Source organism: Kitasatospora sp. NBC_01250 (genome assembly GCF_036226465.1).
Lineage (GTDB): Bacteria > Actinomycetota > Actinomycetes > Streptomycetales > Streptomycetaceae > Kitasatospora.
In genome coordinates this window covers 6,210,103-6,227,415 of the sequence record NZ_CP108476.1, presented here as the reverse complement: position 1 = coordinate 6,227,415, position 17,313 = coordinate 6,210,103, and the positions used below count along the sequence as shown (strand labels likewise).

Below are 17,313 nucleotides of genomic sequence, written 5' to 3'. Positions count from 1 at the left end.
CGTGACTCAGCAACTGGAACGCCCACAGGCTCTCCCCATCAGCTCATCGCACCTGACCACAGCGGCTCCCGTCCGTCACACCCTGACGACGGCCGGCCTGGTCACCGTCCTGCTCGGCGCCTTCCTGCCCATGCTGGACTTCTTCATCGTCAACGTCGCACTGCCCAGCATCGACCACCAGCTCTCGGCCGGCCCCGCCGTCCTGGAGCTGATCGCGGCCGGCTACGGCATCGCCTTCGCCGTCCTGCTGGTGCTCGGCGGCCGCCTCGGCGACAGCCTGGGCCGCCGCAAGCTCTTCCTGATCGGCGTCACCGCCTTCGCCCTCACCTCGCTCGCCTGCGGCCTGGCCCCCACCGCCTGGACGCTGGTCGCCGCCCGGGTCGCCCAGGGCGCCTCGGCCGCGCTGCTGGTCCCGCAGGTGCTCGCCATCATCACCGCGACCACCGAGGGCGCCCACCGCGCCCGCGCCCTGAGCATCTACGGCGCGGTCGGCGGGATCAGCGTGGTGATCGGCCAGGTGCTCGGCGGCATGCTGGTCCAGGCCGACCTGCTCGGCAGCAGCTGGCGCTCGGTCTTCCTGCTCAACGTGCCGTTCGCGGTGGCCACCGTGCTGCTGGCGCTGCGCTTCGTCCCCGAGAACCGCTCCGCCGCCCCCAGCCGGGTCGACCTGCCGGGCACCGCGCTGCTCAGCGTCGCGCTGCTCAGCCTCTTCGTCCCGCTGATGGAGGGCCGCGCCGTCGGCTGGCCGCTGTGGACCTGGCTGCTGCTCGCCCTCTTCCCGTTCGCGGCCTGGGCGTTCGTGGTCGTGGAGCGCCGCACCGAGCAGGCCGGCGGCAGCCCGCTGGTGCCGCTGTCGCTGCTGCGGATCCCCGACATGCGGCGCGGCCTGGGCATCGCGGTGCCGTACTTCACCAACTTCGGCGCCTTCATGTTCATCCTGGCCATCACCCTGCAGCAGGGCCTCCAGCTCAGCCCCGTCAACGCGGGCCTGGCCCTGGTCCCGCTGGCCGTCGGCTACTTCGCCTCCTCGCTGGCCGGTCCGCGGCTGATCGGCCGCTTCGGCAGCCGCGTCATCACCGCCGGCTCGCTGATCAACCCGCTGGGCACGGTGGTGCTGCTGGTCACCGTCCTGACCGACTTCCACGGCCTGAGCGTCCTCACCCTGCTGCCCGGCATGGCCCTGACCGGCCTGGGCAACGGCCTGATCGGCACCCCGCTGTTCCGGGTGGTCCTGGCCAAGGTCCCGCTGGAGCGGGCCGGCGTCGGTAGCGGCGTCCTGGCCACCACCCAGCAGTCGAGCCTGGCGCTCGGCGTCGCGACGCTCGGCACGCTCTTCCTGACGCTGGTCCCGTCGATCGGCATGGCCCACGGGCTCGCGGTGGTGCTGGGCATCGAGCTGGTGGGCGCGGTGGTCATCACCTACCTGAGCACCCGGCTGCCGCGCAGCATGAACTGAGTCACACACAGCTGATGGGCCATCCGCTCGGCCCTCGTCCGGCCCCGCCCTGCGGGCCCCGGGCGAGGGCCGAGCCGTCTCCGGTTTTCCATTCGCCCTCCCCCGCCCCGCCCTGCGACGATTCCCCCCATGAACCGCCCCGCCGAAGTGAGCCACCCAGCCGACACCCGCACCCGTGACGACCTCGCCGGCCTGGTCGCGGCCGGTGCGCGACCCAAGTACCTCTTCTTCTGGGGCCACCAGCCGCAGCGCGACGGCCGGATCGGCTCCGGCACGCTGAGCCAGTGGTGGCCCTCGCCGTTCACCGTCGACGGCGTCGCGTACGCCTCCGCCGAGCACTGGATGATGGCCGGCAAGGCCCGGCTCTTCGGGGACGGCGGGACCGAGGAGCGGATCCTGGCCGCCCGCACCCCGGCCGAGGCGAAGAAGCTCGGCCGACTGGTGCGCGGCTTCGACGAGGAGCGGTGGACGGCCGAGCGGTTCGCGCTCGTGGTGGCCGGCAGCGTGGCCAAGTTCGGGCAGGACGAGGCGCTGCGCGACTACCTGCTCGGCACCGGCAAGCGGGTGCTGGTGGAGGCCAGCCCGGTGGACCGGGTCTGGGGCATCGGCCTGGCCGCCCACGAGCTGGGGGCCGACGACCCCCACCGCTGGCGCGGGCTCAACCTGTTGGGCTTCGCCCTGATGGCGGCCCGCGAGCAACTGGGCTGAGGCCCGTTGGTGCCCCCGGCCGGACTCCGCACGTTTATTCTGGTCGTCCTGATCCTGGCACCATCCAGCACACCGTCATCATGGGGGAACGAGTCATGCGGGAACCAGACGTTCAGGTACAACCCAATGCATTGGTCACCTACAGCCAGGTGATAGACCAGGAGTACGGCGTACTGAGCCAGATACAGGCGACGCTCGCCCAGGTCCAGATCCCCGACGGGGCGTTCGGCAAGCTGCCGAACTCCGCCGAACTGCTGGACGCGTACAGCGGCCACGCCACCGCCGAGCAGCAGAACTGCAGCGATCTGATGGACTGCCTGGACTACGCCACTGGCGGCCTGCAGACCACGGCGGTCAACTACAGCGGTACCGACGCCGACATGGCCGGGATGTTCGGGGGTGGGCAGTGAGGGCTCCCGACCCGAGCGGCAACGCCTACGGGTGGGCCGGCGCACAGCCGCCGGCGCCGCTGAAGCCGCTGCCGCAGATCCACGGCGACAACCCGGGCGTGATCGGCTCGTTCCTCGACGACGTGGTCAAGGGCGTCCTCGAAGCAACCGGGCTGCTCGACCAGCTCGACAAGGTGACCGGCCAGCCGCAGGCCCTGCTCACCGCCGCCCAGACCTGGCAGGACCAGGCCATGGCGCTGCGCGGTGTCGCCGAGGCACTGCGCCAGGGCGCCGGGCCGGTCTCCCAGCAGTGGCACGGCAGCGCCTCCAACGCGTTCGGCACCCACATGGGCCAGCTGGTCGCCGCCATCGACGCCACCGCCGACGACGCCGCCAACACCGCCCAGATCATCGGCTCGGCCGCGGCGGAGTGCCAGCTCGCCGAGGACACCGTGATCGGCATCATCCGCGAGGCCATCGAGTGGATCGGGATGACGGTGGCGGCGGGGTTCGTCGCGGACATCCTGACGCTGGGCCTGGCCTCGATCGTGGACGGGCTGGTGGCGGACGCGGAGATCACGGCGTTCGTGGCCCGGGTGACCAAGGTGTCGGAGGCGCTCGGGGCGAAGCTGAAGAAGCTCCAGGAGGCCATGAAGGAGCTGCGGGAGGCGGAGAAGATCGGCAAGGAGATCAAGGCGGCCAACGAGGCCCGCAAGGTGATCAAGAACATCCGCACCGGGGACCGGCAGCTCACCAAGCTCAAGAGCTACGGGAGTGCGTACAAGGGCGCCAACCTCGCGGGCCAGCTCTTGGTCAAGCCGATCAAGAGCGGCCTCGCCGCCCCGCTCCTCGGAGCCGTCACCGGCGTGCACCCCGACCTGAAGGGCGAGGCCGAGAAGCTGGCGGGCCAACTGGACGGCCCGCCGCCGGCCGACCCACCGGCGCCCTACCACGTGCCGGCCAGTCGGATCGAGCAGGCGTTCGGCTGAAGGTCCGTCCAAGGGTTCAGGCGCTGAGAAGAGAGAGCATGGCGAACGAGGCACGGAGGCAGCGGCTCCTCACGGAGATTGCGGCCCGCGAGGCGCAACGGGAGCAGGCGACGCGAGACCTGATCTCTCCGTGGCTCCAGCCGCAGGAGCGGGTGCGCGGTGCGATGGACGTCGAGTTGCACGGGCTGATCCCGATGCGCGTTCCTCGGCGCCTGCGGATCGCCAAGCCGGTACCGCCGGACGGCTGGGACACCGGTCTGGGCGATCAGGTGTTCCGGATCATCGCCATTGCGTTGTTCGGTCCGCGAGTTGTCGCCGTGCGGATTCTCTGGCAGTACCCGCACGGCCGACCGTTCAAGGGCGGGTGGGCAAGTCAGGCCGGAGTCTTCCTCCGCATGGTGCGCACCGGCCCGTCCAGGCACCGGTACCACGAGAACCACGAGGCATTCCTCGTCTTCACCGACCGCCGGGTCCTGGTGCTGCACCGCAAGAGCGGTGAGCGCTTGGGCGAGCTGGCCCTGCATCAGCTGGTCGTCGGTGAGCCCAAGGAACGCGAGTGGCGCCAGCCTGAGCGGGTCGACCTGAGCTTCACCGACGGCTCACTGCTCGCGCTGGACGCCGGGATCAGCGAGCGCAAGAAGCTCCGCGACCTGCTCGCCGGCCGAGCCTGACGCAGCGACCACGAAGGGGCCGCCCCCGCCGAAGCGGGAGCGGCCCCTTCACCACGTGGGTGGCCGGATCAGCAGCCGATCAGCCGCGCGCCCAGGTAGGACTTCACCTGGTCCAGCGAGACGCGCTCCTGCGCCATGGTGTCCCGCTCGCGGATGGTGACCGCGTTGTCCTCGAGGGTGTCGAAGTCGACGGTGACGCAGAACGGCGTGCCGATCTCGTCCTGGCGGCGGTAGCGCTTGCCGATCGCGCCCGCGTCGTCGAACTCGACGTTCCACGCCTGGCGCAGGTCGGCGGCGAGGCCGCGGGCCTTCGGCGAGAGGTCGGCGTTGCGCGACAGCGGGAGCACCGCGACCTTGACCGGGGCGAGCCGGGGGTCGAGCCGCATGCCGACGCGCTTCTCCATGACGCCCTTGGCGTTGGGCGCCTCGTCCTCGAAGTAGGCGTCGAGCAGGAAGGCCAGCATCGCGCGGTTGAGGCCCGCTGCCGGCTCGATGACGTACGGGAAGTACCGCTCGCCGGACTCCTGGTCGAAGTACTTGAGGTCCTGGCCGGAGGCCTCGCTGTGGGTCGCCAGGTCGTAGTCGGTCCGGTTGGCCACACCCTCCAGCTCGGAGAACTCGCTACCGCCGAAGTTGAAGCGGTACTCGATGTCGACCGTGCGCTTGGCGTAGTGCGAGAGCTTCTCCTTCGGGTGCTCGAAGTAGCGCATGTTCTCGGTGCGCAGGCCCAGGTCGGTGTACCAGTTCCAGCGCTGCTCGAGCCAGTACTCGTGCCAGGTCTCGTCCTCGCCCGGCTTGACGAAGAACTCCATCTCCATCTGCTCGAACTCGCGGGTGCGGAAGATGAAGTTGCCGGGCGTGATCTCGTTGCGGAAGCTCTTGCCGACCTGGGCGATGCCGAACGGCGGCTTCTTGCGCGAAGTGGTCTGGACGGCCTTGAAATTGGTGAAGATGCCCTGCGCGGTCTCCGGGCGCAGGTAGGCCAGGCCACCCGCGTCCTCGGTGACGCCCAGGTGCGTCTTCAGCATGCCCGAGAACTCCTTGGGCTCGGTGAAGGCGCCCTTGGTGCCGCAGTGCGGGCAGTTGATGTCGGCCAGGCCGTTGGCCGGCAGCTTGCCGTGCTTGGCCTCGTAGGCCTCCTCCAGGTGGTCGGCGCGGTAGCGCTTGTGGCAGGAGGTGCACTCGGTCAGCGGGTCGTTGAAGGTGGCGACGTGGCCGGAGGCCTCCCAGACCTCGCGGGCCAGGATCACCGAAGAGTCGAGCCCGACGACGTCCTCCCGAGCGGTGACCATCGCACGCCACCACTGGCGCTTGATGTTCTCCTTGAGCTCGACGCCCAGTGGCCCGTAGTCCCAGGCGGCACGCGTACCACCGTAGATCTCGCTGCAGGGATAGACGAAGCCACGGCGCTTGCTCAGGCTGACGATCGTTTCGATCTTGTCGGCGGCCACAGTGCTCTCTTCAGACGACGTCGCAACTCGGTACGACGGCACGGTCAAGGCGCGGCTGGTTGCACGCACCCGAATACCTCAGGTTACCGGGCGGGCGGGTGGCGGGTTCAAATCGATAATGTCCGCGCGCGTTCGAGGCGGCGAACAACCTCCCCCCTCCACCGTCGGAAGTTGACAATCATTTCCAATTAAGATGAGAATGGTTGTCATGATGCACCGCCCCCTCCGTACCTCCATAGCCCTGGCGGCCACCGCCACCGTCGGCGCGCTGCTGCTCACCGCCTGCGGTTTGGGCGGCACCGACAGCTCCGACGCCAAGGGCGCGAGCGGCAGGCTGGGCGTGGTCGCCTCCTTCTATCCGATGCAGTACCTGGCCGAGCAGATCGGCGGTGACCAGGTGAAGGTCACCGATCTGACGCCCGCCGGCACCGAGCCGCACGACCTGGAGCTCACCGCCAAGCAGGTGGGCACCGTCCAGAAGGCCGACGTCGTGCTCCACCTCAAGGGCCTGCAGCCCACCGTGGACAAGGCCGTCGCGCAGTCGCACAGCAAGCACGTGGTGGACGCCGCCGCGATCTCGCCGCTGGTCGACCACCACCTCGACGAGGGCACCGAGGAGACCGACAGCGCCGGGCACACCCACGAGCACCCGGGCCCGAGCGGCGACCCGCACCTCTGGCTGGACCCGACCCGCTACGCGGCCGTCGCCCAAGGGGTCGGCGCGGAGCTGGCCAAGGCCGACCCGGCACACGCCGCCACCTACCAGCGCAACACCGAGGAGTTGGTGGGCCGGCTCGGCGCCCTGGACCAGAGCTTCCGCAGCGGCCTGCAGAGCTGCACCGACACCTCGTTCGTCACCAGCCACGCCGCCTTCGGCTACCTCGCCGACCACTACGGGCTGCACCAGATCGCGATCAACGGGGTGGACCCGGAGTCCGAGCCGACACCGGCCCGGATGGCGCAGATCCAGCAGGCGGCCAAGGCCAACGGCGTCACCACGATCTTCTTCGAGACCCTGGTCAGCCCGAAGCTGGCGGACAGCGTCGCCAAGGACCTGAACCTGAGGACCGCGGTGCTCGACCCGCTGGAGGGCGTCAAGAAGGGCAGCGGCGACGACTACTTCTCGATCATGCAGCAGAACCTGACCAGCCTGCGGTCGGCGCTCGGCTGCGCGAGCTGACGGGACAGGAGGTCGGTGACGATGAACACCCCCGACGAGACGGTCCGGCCCGACGAGACGGTCCGGCCCGACGAGACGGTCCGGACCGACGACGTGATCCGGCTCCGCGGCGCGCACGCCGCGCTCGGCGGTCGTCCGGTGCTGCGCGGGGTCGACCTGCGCGTGGCCCCGGGCGAGGTGGTCGCGCTGCTCGGCGCCAACGGCTCGGGCAAGTCCACCACCGTGAAGGCGGTGGTCGGCTCGGTGCCGCTGACCGGCGGCGAGCGCGAGCTGTTCGGCACACCGGGGGCGCGGTTCCGCGCCTGGCACCGGATCGGCTACGTCCCGCAGCGCACCACGGCGGCCGGCGGGGTGCCGGCCACCGTGCGCGAGGTGGTCGCCACCGGGCGGCTGGCGCGGCACGGGCTGCTGCCGCTGCGGCGCCGGGACCGGGCCGCGGTGGACCGGGCGCTGGACGCCGTGGGCCTGCTCGACCGGGCCGGCGACTCGGTGGCGAACCTGTCCGGCGGGCAGCAGCAGCGGGTGCTGATCGCCCGCGCGCTGGTCGGCGGTCCGGAGCTGCTGATCATGGACGAGCCGATGGCCGGGGTGGACCTGGCCAGCCAGCGGGTGCTCGCCGACACGCTGCGCCACGAGGTGGCCAAGGGCGTGGCGGTCCTGCTGGTGCTGCACGAACTGGGACCGCTGGAGCCGCTGATCGACCGCGCGGTGCTGCTGCGGGACGGGCGGGTGTGGCACGACGGGCCACCGGCGACGGCGCCGCGGCCCGACGGCCACCACGACCACGACCGCCACGAGCACGCCGCCACTCCCCCGACCACCCATGACCTCTCCCAGCCTGGACTGTTGATATGACCGGCCTGACCGACATGCTGTCCTTCGACTTCATGCAGCGCGCGCTGCTCGCCGCCCTGCTGGTCGGCATCACCGCGCCGGCCGTCGGCGTCTACCTGGTCCAGCGCCGCCAGGCGCTGATGGGCGACGGCATCGGGCACGTGGCACTGACCGGCGTGGGCCTCGGCCTGGTCTTCCAGACCAGCCCGGTCTGGATGGCGGTGCTGGTCTGCGTGGTGGCCGCGGTAATCATGGAGCTGGTCCGCTCCCGCGGCAACCAGCGCGGTGACATCGCCCTGGCCATGCTCTTCTACGGCGGGATGGCCTGCGGCCGGCTGCTGATCAGCAAGGCACCGTCGGCCAGCGGGACCAGTGGCAGCCTGGACAGCTACCTCTGGGGCTCGATCCTGGCGGTGGACACCGGCGACCTGGTGACCATCGGGGTGCTCGGCGCGGTGGTCATCGCGGTCACCCTCGGGCTGCGGCGCCAGTTCTTCGCGGTCTGCCAGGACGAGGAGTTCGCCAAGGTCACCGGGGTGCCGGTGCGACTGCTCAACCTGCTGCTCGCGGTGATGGCCGCGGTCACCGTCACGGTGGCGATGCGGGTGGTGGGTCTGCTGCTGGTGAGCGCGCTGATGGTGGTGCCGGTCGCGGCCGCGCAGCTGCTGACCCGTTCGTTCCTGGGCACCCAGCTGCTGGCGATCGGGCTCGGCGTGCTGGTGTCACTCGGCGGGGTGGCCACCTCGTACCAGGCTGACGTGCCGCCAGGTTCCGCGATCGTGCTGCTGGCGATCGCCGTCTTCGCGGTGTTCAGCGTGCTGGCCGCACCGCTGGCCCGACGCCGACACCGCGGCGCCGGCACGAGCCACGACACGAGCGGCACCGGCACGAGCGACGACGCTGGTGCCGGGAGCCGCGAGGCCGCCCGCCCGGCGATTCCGGGGCCCGCGAAAGCCGCCGCACCGCACGACCCGGTCGGCAGTGCGAGGCTGGCACAATGAGGTGTGACCCGCCCCGACCTCCAGGAGGAGCACCGGTGACCACCGCAGGCCCGTCGCCACGCGCCCGATCCACCAGGCAGCGCGCAGCCGTCTCCGCGGCGCTGGACGAGATCGAGGACTTCCGCAGCGCGCAGGAACTGCACGACATGCTCAAGCACCGGGGCGATTCGGTGGGTCTGACCACCGTCTACCGCACGCTGCAGTCGCTCGCCGACGCCGGCGAGGTGGACGTGCTGCGCACGGCCGACGGCGAGGCCGTCTACCGGCGGTGCAGCAGCGGACACCACCACCACCTGGTCTGCCGGCTCTGCGGCAGCACGGTGGAGGTCGAGGGCCCGGCGGTCGAGCGCTGGGCCAACACGGTGGCGGCCGAGCACGGTTTCAGCGACATCGCGCACACCCTGGAGATCTTCGGGACCTGCGCCGAGTGCACGGCCAAGCAGCGGGCCGGCGCCTGATCCGGCCGCGCCGGGGCCCGGTCCGGTCCGCCGGCACCGGGCCCATCAGCTCCGGACCGCCGGACAGGCCCTGGCCTCAGGACCAGCCGCGCCACTGCCAGACGGCAGCCGGAAAGGCCGCCACCAGCAGGTCCAACCGCTCGGCCAGCGCGATGAGTTCCTCGTACGGACGGCGCCCGTCGGTCCAGCCGATCAGCCGGGCGCCGTCGATCCGCCAGCCGCAGTCGGCCGCAACGGTCAGCTGCTTGAGCCGGTCGGTGATCAGCAGCTCGCCGAACTCGTAGTCGGCACACACCCGTTCGACGTGCGCGCCGGGCCCGCCGCCCGGCAGCGGACGGCGCTGCCACAGGCCCGGCGGGATCGGCCAGGACCGCTCGCCGCGCCACTTGGCCGCCAGCCGACGCGGCGTCACGGCGGTGGCGGGCAGCGCCCGGGGCAGGTCGAGCGCGACGAGCGAGAAGTCGTGCAGCGCTCCGCCCCGGCTGGGCGCCGCCGGCGCCACCAGCAGGTGCGCCAGCACCGCGTCCCGGCCCGCCACCTGACCGCGCGCCAGGTCGTACAGCCGGTCGGTGCCGGAGCCGAGGGTGAACGGATAGCCCCGGGTGCCGAGGCCGACGTCAGCAGCCGTCGCCCGCCTGCGGTGCTCCCAGTGCGGGTCCTGCCGCAGGCGCCGGATGCTGCGCCGGACCTCGAACACCCGAAACGCCTCGCGGACCCGGGACGCTCAGCGCTGCGCCGGCAGGTCGGCGGCGCCCGGCAGCCCGTCCGACGGCTCACCCGGCAGCTCGTTGGGCAGCGCGCCGCCGAAGCGGCGGTCGCGCATCGCGTACTGCTCGCAGGCTCGCCACAGGTCACGGCGGTCGAAGTCCGGCCAGAGCACGTCCTGGAACACGAACTCGGCGTAAGCCGACTGCCAGAGCCAGAAGTTGGAGGTGCGCTGCTCGCCGCTGGGGCGCAGGAAGAGGTCCACGTCCGGCATGTCGGGGTGGTACATGTACTTGCCGAGGGTCTTCTCGTTGACCTTCTTCGGGTCCAGCTTGCCAGCCGCCACGTCGGCGGCGATCGCGGCGGCGGCGTCGGCGACCTCAGCCCGGCCGCCGTAGTTGACGCACATGTAGAGGGTGACCAGGTCGTTGCCCTTGGTCTGCTCCTCCGCGACCTGGAGCTCCTGGACCACGCTCTTCCAGAGCTTGGGCATCCGCCCGGCCCAGCGGATCCGCACGCCCAGCTCGTCCAGCTCGTCGCGGCGGCGGCGGATCACGTCCCGGTTGAAGTTCATCAGGAACTTCACCTCATCCGGGGAACGCTTCCAGTTCTCGGTGGAGAAGGCGTAGAGCGAGATGTTCCTGACGCCCAGCTCGATCGCGCCCTTCAGCACGTCCAGCACGACGCTCTCGCCGACCTTGTGGCCCTCGGTGCGGGGCAGTCCGCGCTCCTTGGCCCAACGGCCGTTGCCGTCCATGACGATGGCGACGTGCTCGGGGACCAGCTCTCCGGGGATCTTCGGCGGCCGGGCGCCGCTCGGGTGCGGGTCCGGGGTGCGGTAGGTCCGCTGCTTGCTGCCGCCGAAGAGCCGTCGCGCTGCCATGCTCACTTCTCCACGTATCTCATCGAGCGGATACCCCGCTCAAGGTGCCACTGCAGGTAGGCGGCGACCAGACCGCTGCCCTCCCGCCAGTACCGGGGTTCGCTGGCGTCCGCCGTCCGCCAGTCTCCGGAGAGCAGGGCACCGAGCAGAACCAGTGTCTCAGGGGAGGGTACGGCACAACCGGGCACGCGGCAGTCCGCGCAGAGCACGCCGCCGGCCTGCAGCGAGAAGAAGCGGTTCGGGCCGTCCAGGCCGCACTTGGCGCAGTCGGTGAAGCTGGCGCCGTAGCCGTTGACGGCCAGCGAGCGCAGCAGGAAGGCGTCCAGCACCAGGTGGGACTCGTGGGTGCCGGCGGCCAGCGTGCGCAGCGCGCCGATCAGCAGCAGGTACTGCTGGACGGCGGGCTCGCCCTCGTTCTCGGCGAAGCGCTCCGCCGTTTCCAGCATCGCGGTGCCGGCGGTGTAGCGGCCGTAGTCGGTGACGATGCCGCCGCCGTAGGGGGCGATGGTCTCCACCTGGGTGCACAGCGGCAGCGAGCGGCCGACCAGTTCGCTGCCCCGGCTGAAGAACTGCACGTCCACGTGGGAGAAGGGCTCCAGGCGGGCGCCGAACTTGGACTTGGTCTTGCGCACCCCCCGGGCCACCGCGCGGACCCTGCCGTGCTGGCGGGTGAGCAGCGTGATGATCCGGTCGGCCTCGCCGAGCTTCTGGGCGCGCAGCACGACGCCGTCGTCACGGATCAGACTCATTCCCCCATTGTCCCGCACGGCGCGGGCGTCCCGGACAGCCGGGCGCCGCACCGGGCACTCGGGGGGAGCCGATGCGGGCACGGCGGGCCCGGAGGGGGGAACGGGCCCGGCTCGGGCGCCCCGACGCACGAGGCGGGCGAGGAGCTGGGTCGGTGCGAGGTGCGAGGTCAGTGCGGGGTGCGGGCCGCCTCCAGCAGCCGGAGCACCACGTCGTCGGCCAGCCGCAGGCAGCGGCCCGCCGCGGCCAGCGCGGCCCGCTCCTGCGGCAGGTAGCGGCCGTCGGCCAGCGCGATCCTGGCCCCCTGCAGCACCAGCCGCTCGCGCCCCTGCTGGGCCAGGTGCGGGGCCAACGGCTCCAGCGCGGCGTGCAGTTCGATGGCCAGGCCGGCGCCGGGGCCGCGCAGTTCGAGCGGCTCGCCGCTGTCCAGGCCCGACAGCGCGGCGAGCGCGGCCAGCACCTGCGCCTCGCCGCAGTCCTCGAAGCCCGCGGACCGGACCAGCTCACAGGCCTCGGCCCGGGCGGCGGCCGAGCCGGTGCCGCCGGCCGCGAGCAGGGTGAGCGCGATGGAGTACTGCGCGTCCCGCAGCAGCCCGGTCAACCGCCCGCTGGTGGGCTGCTCCAGGCACTCGACGCCGTACCGGCCATGGCAGTTGGTGCACTGCACGGTGCTCAGCACCGGCCCGAGCGGCAGCACCGGGGTGCCGAACAACCGCAGCCACCGCCGACCGTGCTGCCGACGGTAGTTGCGGTCCCCGCCACAGCCCGGACAGAAGAACTCACCGAGCACATCCGTCCGCCACCGCGGACGAACACCCCACAACCGTGTCACGGCGCCAACTCCCCAGACCTGGCAGGCGGCCTGCACGACAACGGGCAGGTCACGCGACCGCAGGCGCCGGCCGTCCCACCGACCGCGCTTCCGGTGGGTCGATGGTGCCACGGTTGCCTGGCGGTGTCAGCACCCCGAACGAGTGCCGAGAGGAAAAAATGTGGCCCAGGACACAGCTGCTCGAAATGCGCCGACTACCAGCCGGTAACCTGGCGGATGTAGACACACTCGTGCCGGGGAACCACCAAAGAGACGAACATGCCCCCGGGCACCAGGGCATCCTGCCCCTTCGGCCCGTCGCCCTCGTAGCCGGTCCCGTCGAGGTAGAACGCCGAAGCGGCCCGGACCAGTTCGTCCGCCTTCTTCTCCACCTCGGCGATCAACGCCGCAGGTGCGCCGCCCGCCACGAACTCCTCACCGGGGCCGTACTCCCTAGCGCTGGCTCGCGTCGCGGCGCATCGCCTGGCGGAGATGGAGCGGCAGAAGAACGAGACGTTCGCGCTCGCCGCGCAGCATGACACCCTCGGCCCGCTGCACGGCTGGCTCACCATCTGGGCCGACGAGGTGGAGATCGAACGGCGCCCCGATCTCTACGAGCGGCGACTGAAGGCCGAGGAGCATCATCTGCTCCTCCTCTGGGCGCTCGATCCGCCCTATGGCACGGTGGCCTGCCGCCCGGCACGGGCGGCAGGCCACCGTGGAAGAACCCGGACGGCGGATATCAGCGCCGGCCGCTCCGGTTGACGGCGCTGATGATCGCCTTCAGCGAGGCGCGCACGGTGTTGGCGTCGATGCCGACGCCCCACAGCACCTGGCCGTCCACCGCGCACTCGACGTAGGCGGCGGCCTGGGCGTCGCCGCCCTCGCTCAGGGCGTGCTCGGCGTAGTCCAGGACGCGTACGTCCACGCCGATGCCGGCCAGCGCGTTGGTGAAGGCGGAGACCGGGCCGTTGCCGGAGCCGGTCAGCTCCACCTCGGCGCCGTTCAGCAGCGCCTGCACCGAGAGGGCGTCGCGACCGTCCTCGGTGGTCAGGCTCTGCTGCTCGCGCAGCGCGATCCGGCCCCACGGGTTCTCGGGGGTCGGCAGGTACTCGTCCTGGAAGACCGCCCAGATGTCGGCCGGGGTGACCTCGCCGCCCTCGGCGTCGGTCTTGGCCTGGATGATCTTCGAGAACTCGATCTGCATCCGGCGCGGCAGGTCCAGCTTGTGGTCGTTCTTCAGCACGTAGGCGATGCCGCCCTTGCCGGACTGCGAGTTGACCCGGATGACCGCCTCGTAGGAGCGGCCCACGTCCTTGGGGTCGATCGGCAGGTACGGCACGCCCCAGGTGTACTCGCCCACCGGGACGCCGGCCGCCTTGGCGTCGGCCTCCAGGGCGTCGAAGCCCTTCTTGATCGCGTCCTGGTGCGAGCCGGAGAACGAGGTGTACACCAGGTCGCCGGCGTAGGGGTGGCGCTCGGGGACGTTCATCTGGTTGCAGTACTCGTAGGTGCGGCGGATCTCGTCGATGTTGGAGAAGTCGATCATCGGGTCGACGCCCTGCGAGAACAGGTTCATCCCGACGTTGACCAGGTCCAGGTTGCCGGTGCGCTCGCCCTGGCCGAACAGGCAGCCCTCGACCCGGTCGGCGCCGGCCATCACGGCCAGCTCGGCCGAGGCGACCCCGGTGCCGCGGTCGTTGTGCGGGTGGGTGGAGAGCGCCACGAACTGCCGGCGGGACAGGTTGCGGGACATCCACTCGATCTTGTCCGCATACACGTTGGGCGTCGAACGCTCCACCGTGGTGGGCAGGTTGAGGATGATCTCGCGGTCCTCGGCGGGCTGCCAGACGTCCATCACGCCCTCGCAGACCTCCAGCGCGAAGTCCAGCTCGGTGTCGATGAAGATCTCCGGCGAGTACTGGTAGCCGAAGACCGTCTCGTCGCCCAGCAGCTTCTCGGCGTACTCCATCACCAGCCGGGTGCCGTCCACCGCGATCTGCTTGATGTCCTCCCGGCTGCCCTTGAAGACCACCCGGCGGAACAGCGGCGAGGTCGCGTTGTACAGGTGCACGGTGGCGCGCGGGGCGCCGACCAGCGACTCCACGGTGCGCTCGATCAGGTCCTCGCGGGCCTGGGTCAGCACCGAGATGGTGACGTCCTCGGGGATCGCGTCCTGCTCGATCAGCGAGCGGACGAAGTCGAAGTCGGTGGCCCCGGAGGACGGGAAGCCGACCTCGATCTCCTTGTACCCCATCGACACCAGCAGGTCGAACATCTTGCGCTTGCGGGCCGGCGACATCGGGTCGATCAGCGCCTGGTTGCCGTCGCGCAGGTCGGTGGAGAGCCAGCGGGGGGCCTTGCTGATCACCGTGTTCGGCCAGGTGCGGTCCGGCAGGTCGACCGCGCCGAACGGCAGGTAGCGCTCGAAGGGCATCCCGGACGGCTTCTGGCGCACCGTCCCCGCGGTGATCGGCGTGGGCCGGTCGACGAAGGGGCGGGCACGGAAAGCGCCGGTGACAGAAGGCTGCTCAGTCATGTGATGAGACTCTCGGCTTCTCTTCGAATGCGGGCGGGTCGGGGGCTCTGGTCACCCGACGGGCCGACTGGGTGCGGCGCTCCACGGTCCACGCGTGCGCACAGCACAGCCTCCGCGACGAGGGAGCCGGCCTTCAACGGTCTTACAGGCCCTCGCCGCGGCAGCTAAGAAGAAGCAGCCCGTAACGCATGATGGGGCCAGCGTAGCCGAGCGACCGGCGAGGCCGAAGCCGGCAGCGCGACATTTCCACTCCGTGAGACGGCACCTGCGTGACACCCGGTGTCTTTGCCCGGACGCTGGGTGCCATGACGCAGCCCAGCACTCCGATCTGCTCGATCGTGCCGCCCTATCTGCTGGACCGACTGGTCGAACTGGGCGACGAGGACGCCCGGCGCTCGCGCGAGACGGACGACGCCCTGCGCGCCACCCGCGCCGCGCTGCCCGCCGCCGCCCGGCCCGCCCCGGCCGGACGCCCCGGGCGGACCATCGCGAACGCCGGTCACCACACGGCGCTGCCCGGGCGCACGGTGCGCACCGAGGGCGGGCCACCGACCGCCGACCCCGCCGTCAACCGCGCCTACGACGGCCTGGGCGCCACCCTCGCGCTGCTCCTGGAGGTCTACGGCCGCCGCTCGCTGGACGGCGCCGGCCTGCCGCTGCACGCCACCGTGCACTTCGGCGAGGGGTACGACAACGCCTTCTGGGACGGCGGGCGGATGGTCTTCGGCGACGGTGACGGCGTGCTGTTCGACGACTTCACCGGCTGCCTGGAGGTGATCGGCCACGAACTGGCGCACGGGCTGGTCCAGTACGGCCCGGCGCTGGCCTACCACGGCCAGTCCGGGGCGCTCAACGAGTCGGTGGCGGACGTCTTCGGCTCGCTGGCCAAGCAGTACGCGCTGGGCCAGCAGGTCGCGGACGCCGACTGGCTGATCGGCGCGGGGCTGCTGGGCCCGGGGGTGCGCGGGGTGGCGCTGCGCTCGCTCAAGGCGCCGGGCACCGCCTACGACGACCCCAGACTCGGCCGCGACCCGCAGCCGGACTCGATGGACGGCTACCTGGAGACCACCGCGGACGAGGGCGGGGTGCACATCAACTCCGGTATCCCCAACCGGGCCTTCCACCTGCTCGCGGTCGAGCTCGGCGGCGCGGCGTGGGAGCGGGCCGGGCGGATCTGGTACGACGCCGTCACCGGCCCCGCGGTGCACCCGGACACCGACTTCGCCGGCTTCGCCCGGGCCACCCTGGCCGCCGCCCGGGCCCGGTTCGGCGAGGGGCCGGTGCCGGAGGCGGTGGCCGGCGCCTGGAAGCAGGTCGGCCTGGCGGTGGGCTGAGGGGGTTCGCCGGTGGGGCCAGTGCCGCCTCTTCTCGGGCCTGACGACACGCAGTTGAGGACTTCTCAGGAAAATCCCAGCATCGGCCAGCGGTGCGTAGCAGACTGGCGACCATGCGTATACAGGTGTGCAGGAGCGGCGGCTTCACCGGACAGGTTCTACGGGCCGAGCTGGACACCGCCACCCGGATCGACGCGCCGCACGTGCACGCGCTGGCCCGCGAGGCGGTGGCCGGCGCCTCCCGGGCACCCGGGTTCGGCGTGCCCGACGGCTACCACTACGAGATCAGCGTGGACGGCCGCACCGTGCACTGCGCGGACCCCCGACTGACCGACTCGCAGCGGGAGTTGATCTCGCTCATCCTGCACCAGGGCATCGAGCTGCCGCCGCTCTCCCCCGGTGGCGGCTGGTTCGCCGCCGGAGCCTGAGCGGCCTGCCACCGACTGCTGGCCGCTTGCCCCTTGCCCGCTTACCGCCCACCGGCGCGCGGTCGGCTACCGCCGACCCTCGAAGCGGACCGCGCCGCGACCGTGCGCGACGGCCCGGGAGACCGGCGAGTGGCCGACCAACTGCACCGGCAGACCGAAGAGTTCACACAGCTGCCCGAGCAGCGGCGCACCAGCGGCCGGCCCGTCGGCGACGGCCGCCGCACGGCAGAGTCCGGCCAGCGCGACACCCCGCCCGGGGTGGCCGGCCATGGTCGCGAGACGGATGCAGCGCCGCTCCCAGTCGGCCCGGCGCGCCGCCGCCCCGGCCGGCCAGTCGAGCCCGGCCGCCGCACCCTCGGGGGTGAGCACCGTGGCGCGGGTGCCGCCCGCCCGGTCCAGCAGGTGCCAGACCGGGGCCGCCAGCTCGACGGCGAGGTCCCGGGCGAACCGGCGGACCCGCCGCTCGCCGGCCGGCTCCGGCCATGGTCCGGGCCACAGTCCCGACCGCAGTCCCAGCCGCAGGCGCGGCGGATCCGGCAGCAGGGCCGTGCCGCCCGGACCGGTCGCCAGCAGATAGCCGCCGGTGCGCATCCGGGGCAGCACCGCGCGGACCTCTCCGGCCGGGACGGCGACACCCACGGCGTGGGTGATCACGGCATTCTGCATCCACTGATGATATTGAATTGTTCAGCTTTCCCAAATCTCTGCCCCATTTGGGCAAAGCATGGG

At 71.7% G+C, this 17,313-nt stretch carries 20 protein-coding genes; 12 read left to right on the top strand and 8 right to left on the bottom strand.

Translation table 11 applies throughout. The features are described 5' to 3' along the window. Position 1 precedes the first annotated feature (1 nt). The 5 genes from OG500_RS26285 to OG500_RS26265 all read left to right on the top strand — a co-directional run bounded on the left by OG500_RS26285 (position 2) and on the right by OG500_RS26265 (position 4,213). Positions 2-1,456 carry an MFS transporter gene (locus OG500_RS26285; RefSeq protein WP_442789232.1) on the top strand — a complete coding sequence of 485 codons (1,455 nt, stop codon included), beginning with the start codon at positions 2-4 and terminating at the stop codon, positions 1,454-1,456. A 129-nt stretch (positions 1,457-1,585) separates the two neighbouring features. Further along, complete coding sequence (locus tag OG500_RS26280; protein ID WP_329583825.1) at positions 1,586-2,164, top strand: NADAR family protein; 579 nt, start codon at positions 1,586-1,588, stop codon at positions 2,162-2,164. Between the two features lie 131 nt (positions 2,165-2,295). Continuing rightward, positions 2,296-2,574, top strand: a complete 279-nt coding sequence (locus OG500_RS26275; RefSeq protein ID WP_327069327.1) for a hypothetical protein — start codon at positions 2,296-2,298, stop codon at positions 2,572-2,574. Next, positions 2,571-3,542, top strand: coding sequence for a WXG100 family type VII secretion target (locus OG500_RS26270; protein WP_329583823.1), 972 nt, complete (start codon positions 2,571-2,573; stop codon positions 3,540-3,542). Before OG500_RS26275 ends, OG500_RS26270 begins: the two co-directional genes overlap by 4 nt. A gap of 38 nt (positions 3,543-3,580) precedes the next feature. Continuing rightward, positions 3,581-4,213 carry a hypothetical protein gene (locus OG500_RS26265; protein WP_329583821.1) on the top strand — a complete coding sequence of 211 codons (633 nt, stop codon included), beginning with the start codon at positions 3,581-3,583 and terminating at the stop codon, positions 4,211-4,213. Between the two features lie 68 nt (positions 4,214-4,281). On the opposite strand, the gene OG500_RS26260 is transcribed toward OG500_RS26265, so the two are convergent. Further along, on the bottom strand, positions 4,282-5,664 hold the full coding sequence (locus OG500_RS26260; protein ID WP_327069324.1) for a glycine--tRNA ligase: 1,383 nt from the start codon (positions 5,662-5,664) through the stop codon (positions 4,282-4,284). Between the two features lie 208 nt (positions 5,665-5,872). Between OG500_RS26260 and OG500_RS26255 the strand changes: the two genes are divergently transcribed. Genes OG500_RS26255 through OG500_RS26240 form a run of 4 tightly spaced genes read left to right on the top strand, consistent with a single transcriptional unit; the run spans position 5,873 to position 9,137 of the window. Continuing rightward, entirely contained in the window at positions 5,873-6,844 is a 972-nt protein-coding gene (locus OG500_RS26255) for a metal ABC transporter solute-binding protein, Zn/Mn family (RefSeq protein WP_329583820.1), read from the top strand. Between the two features lie 21 nt (positions 6,845-6,865). Beyond that, positions 6,866-7,699 carry a metal ABC transporter ATP-binding protein gene (locus tag OG500_RS26250; RefSeq protein ID WP_329583819.1) on the top strand — a complete coding sequence of 278 codons (834 nt, stop codon included), beginning with the start codon at positions 6,866-6,868 and terminating at the stop codon, positions 7,697-7,699. Continuing rightward, entirely contained in the window at positions 7,696-8,679 is a 984-nt protein-coding gene (locus OG500_RS26245; protein WP_329583817.1) for a metal ABC transporter permease, read from the top strand. The genes OG500_RS26250 and OG500_RS26245 overlap by 4 nt, the downstream gene beginning before the upstream one ends. Positions 8,680-8,714: 35 nt before the next feature. Next, positions 8,715-9,137 (top strand): Fur family transcriptional regulator, encoded by a 423-nt coding sequence (locus tag OG500_RS26240; protein WP_327069320.1) that lies wholly within the window; start codon positions 8,715-8,717, stop codon positions 9,135-9,137. Between the two features lie 76 nt (positions 9,138-9,213). On the opposite strand, the gene OG500_RS26235 is transcribed toward OG500_RS26240, so the two are convergent. From OG500_RS26235 to OG500_RS26215, 5 genes are all read right to left on the bottom strand, one after another. Beyond that, complete coding sequence (locus OG500_RS26235) at positions 9,214-9,834, bottom strand: hypothetical protein (protein ID WP_329583814.1); 621 nt, start codon at positions 9,832-9,834, stop codon at positions 9,214-9,216. Positions 9,835-9,861: 27 nt separating this feature from the next. After that, on the bottom strand, positions 9,862-10,725 hold the full coding sequence (locus tag OG500_RS26230; RefSeq protein ID WP_327069318.1) for an isoprenyl transferase: 864 nt from the start codon (positions 10,723-10,725) through the stop codon (positions 9,862-9,864). A gap of 2 nt (positions 10,726-10,727) precedes the next feature. After that, on the bottom strand, positions 10,728-11,474 hold the full coding sequence (recO, locus tag OG500_RS26225) for a DNA repair protein RecO (protein WP_327069317.1): 747 nt from the start codon (positions 11,472-11,474) through the stop codon (positions 10,728-10,730). A gap of 167 nt (positions 11,475-11,641) precedes the next feature. Further along, positions 11,642-12,304 (bottom strand): TerB family tellurite resistance protein, encoded by a 663-nt coding sequence (locus tag OG500_RS26220; RefSeq protein WP_442789231.1) that lies wholly within the window; start codon positions 12,302-12,304, stop codon positions 11,642-11,644. A gap of 194 nt (positions 12,305-12,498) precedes the next feature. Further along, complete coding sequence (locus tag OG500_RS26215) at positions 12,499-12,711, bottom strand: hypothetical protein (RefSeq protein ID WP_329583811.1); 213 nt, start codon at positions 12,709-12,711, stop codon at positions 12,499-12,501. Between the two features lie 64 nt (positions 12,712-12,775). Between OG500_RS26215 and OG500_RS26210 the strand changes: the two genes are divergently transcribed. Next, on the top strand, positions 12,776-13,048 hold the full coding sequence (locus tag OG500_RS26210; protein WP_327069314.1) for a hypothetical protein: 273 nt from the start codon (positions 12,776-12,778) through the stop codon (positions 13,046-13,048). On the opposite strand, the gene leuA is transcribed toward OG500_RS26210, so the two are convergent. After that, the gene (gene leuA / locus OG500_RS26205) at positions 13,026-14,822 is read right to left on the bottom strand and encodes a 2-isopropylmalate synthase (RefSeq protein WP_327069313.1); all 1,797 of its coding nucleotides are present in this window, start codon (positions 14,820-14,822) and stop codon (positions 13,026-13,028) included. The two genes, OG500_RS26210 and leuA, sit on opposite strands and share 23 nt — an antisense overlap. Before the next feature lie 305 nt (positions 14,823-15,127). Here leuA and OG500_RS26200 point away from each other — a divergent pair, with 305 nt between their 5' ends. Continuing rightward, the gene (locus OG500_RS26200; RefSeq protein WP_327069312.1) at positions 15,128-16,156 is read left to right on the top strand and encodes a M4 family metallopeptidase; all 1,029 of its coding nucleotides are present in this window, start codon (positions 15,128-15,130) and stop codon (positions 16,154-16,156) included. A gap of 113 nt (positions 16,157-16,269) precedes the next feature. Beyond that, positions 16,270-16,584 (top strand): protealysin inhibitor emfourin, encoded by a 315-nt coding sequence (locus OG500_RS26195; RefSeq protein WP_329583808.1) that lies wholly within the window; start codon positions 16,270-16,272, stop codon positions 16,582-16,584. 66 nt (positions 16,585-16,650) lie between these two features. Here the strand turns inward: OG500_RS26195 and OG500_RS26190 are convergent, their stop codons facing one another. Beyond that, entirely contained in the window at positions 16,651-17,250 is a 600-nt protein-coding gene (locus OG500_RS26190) for a hypothetical protein (RefSeq protein ID WP_327069310.1), read from the bottom strand. Positions 17,251-17,313: the final 63 nt, after the last annotated feature.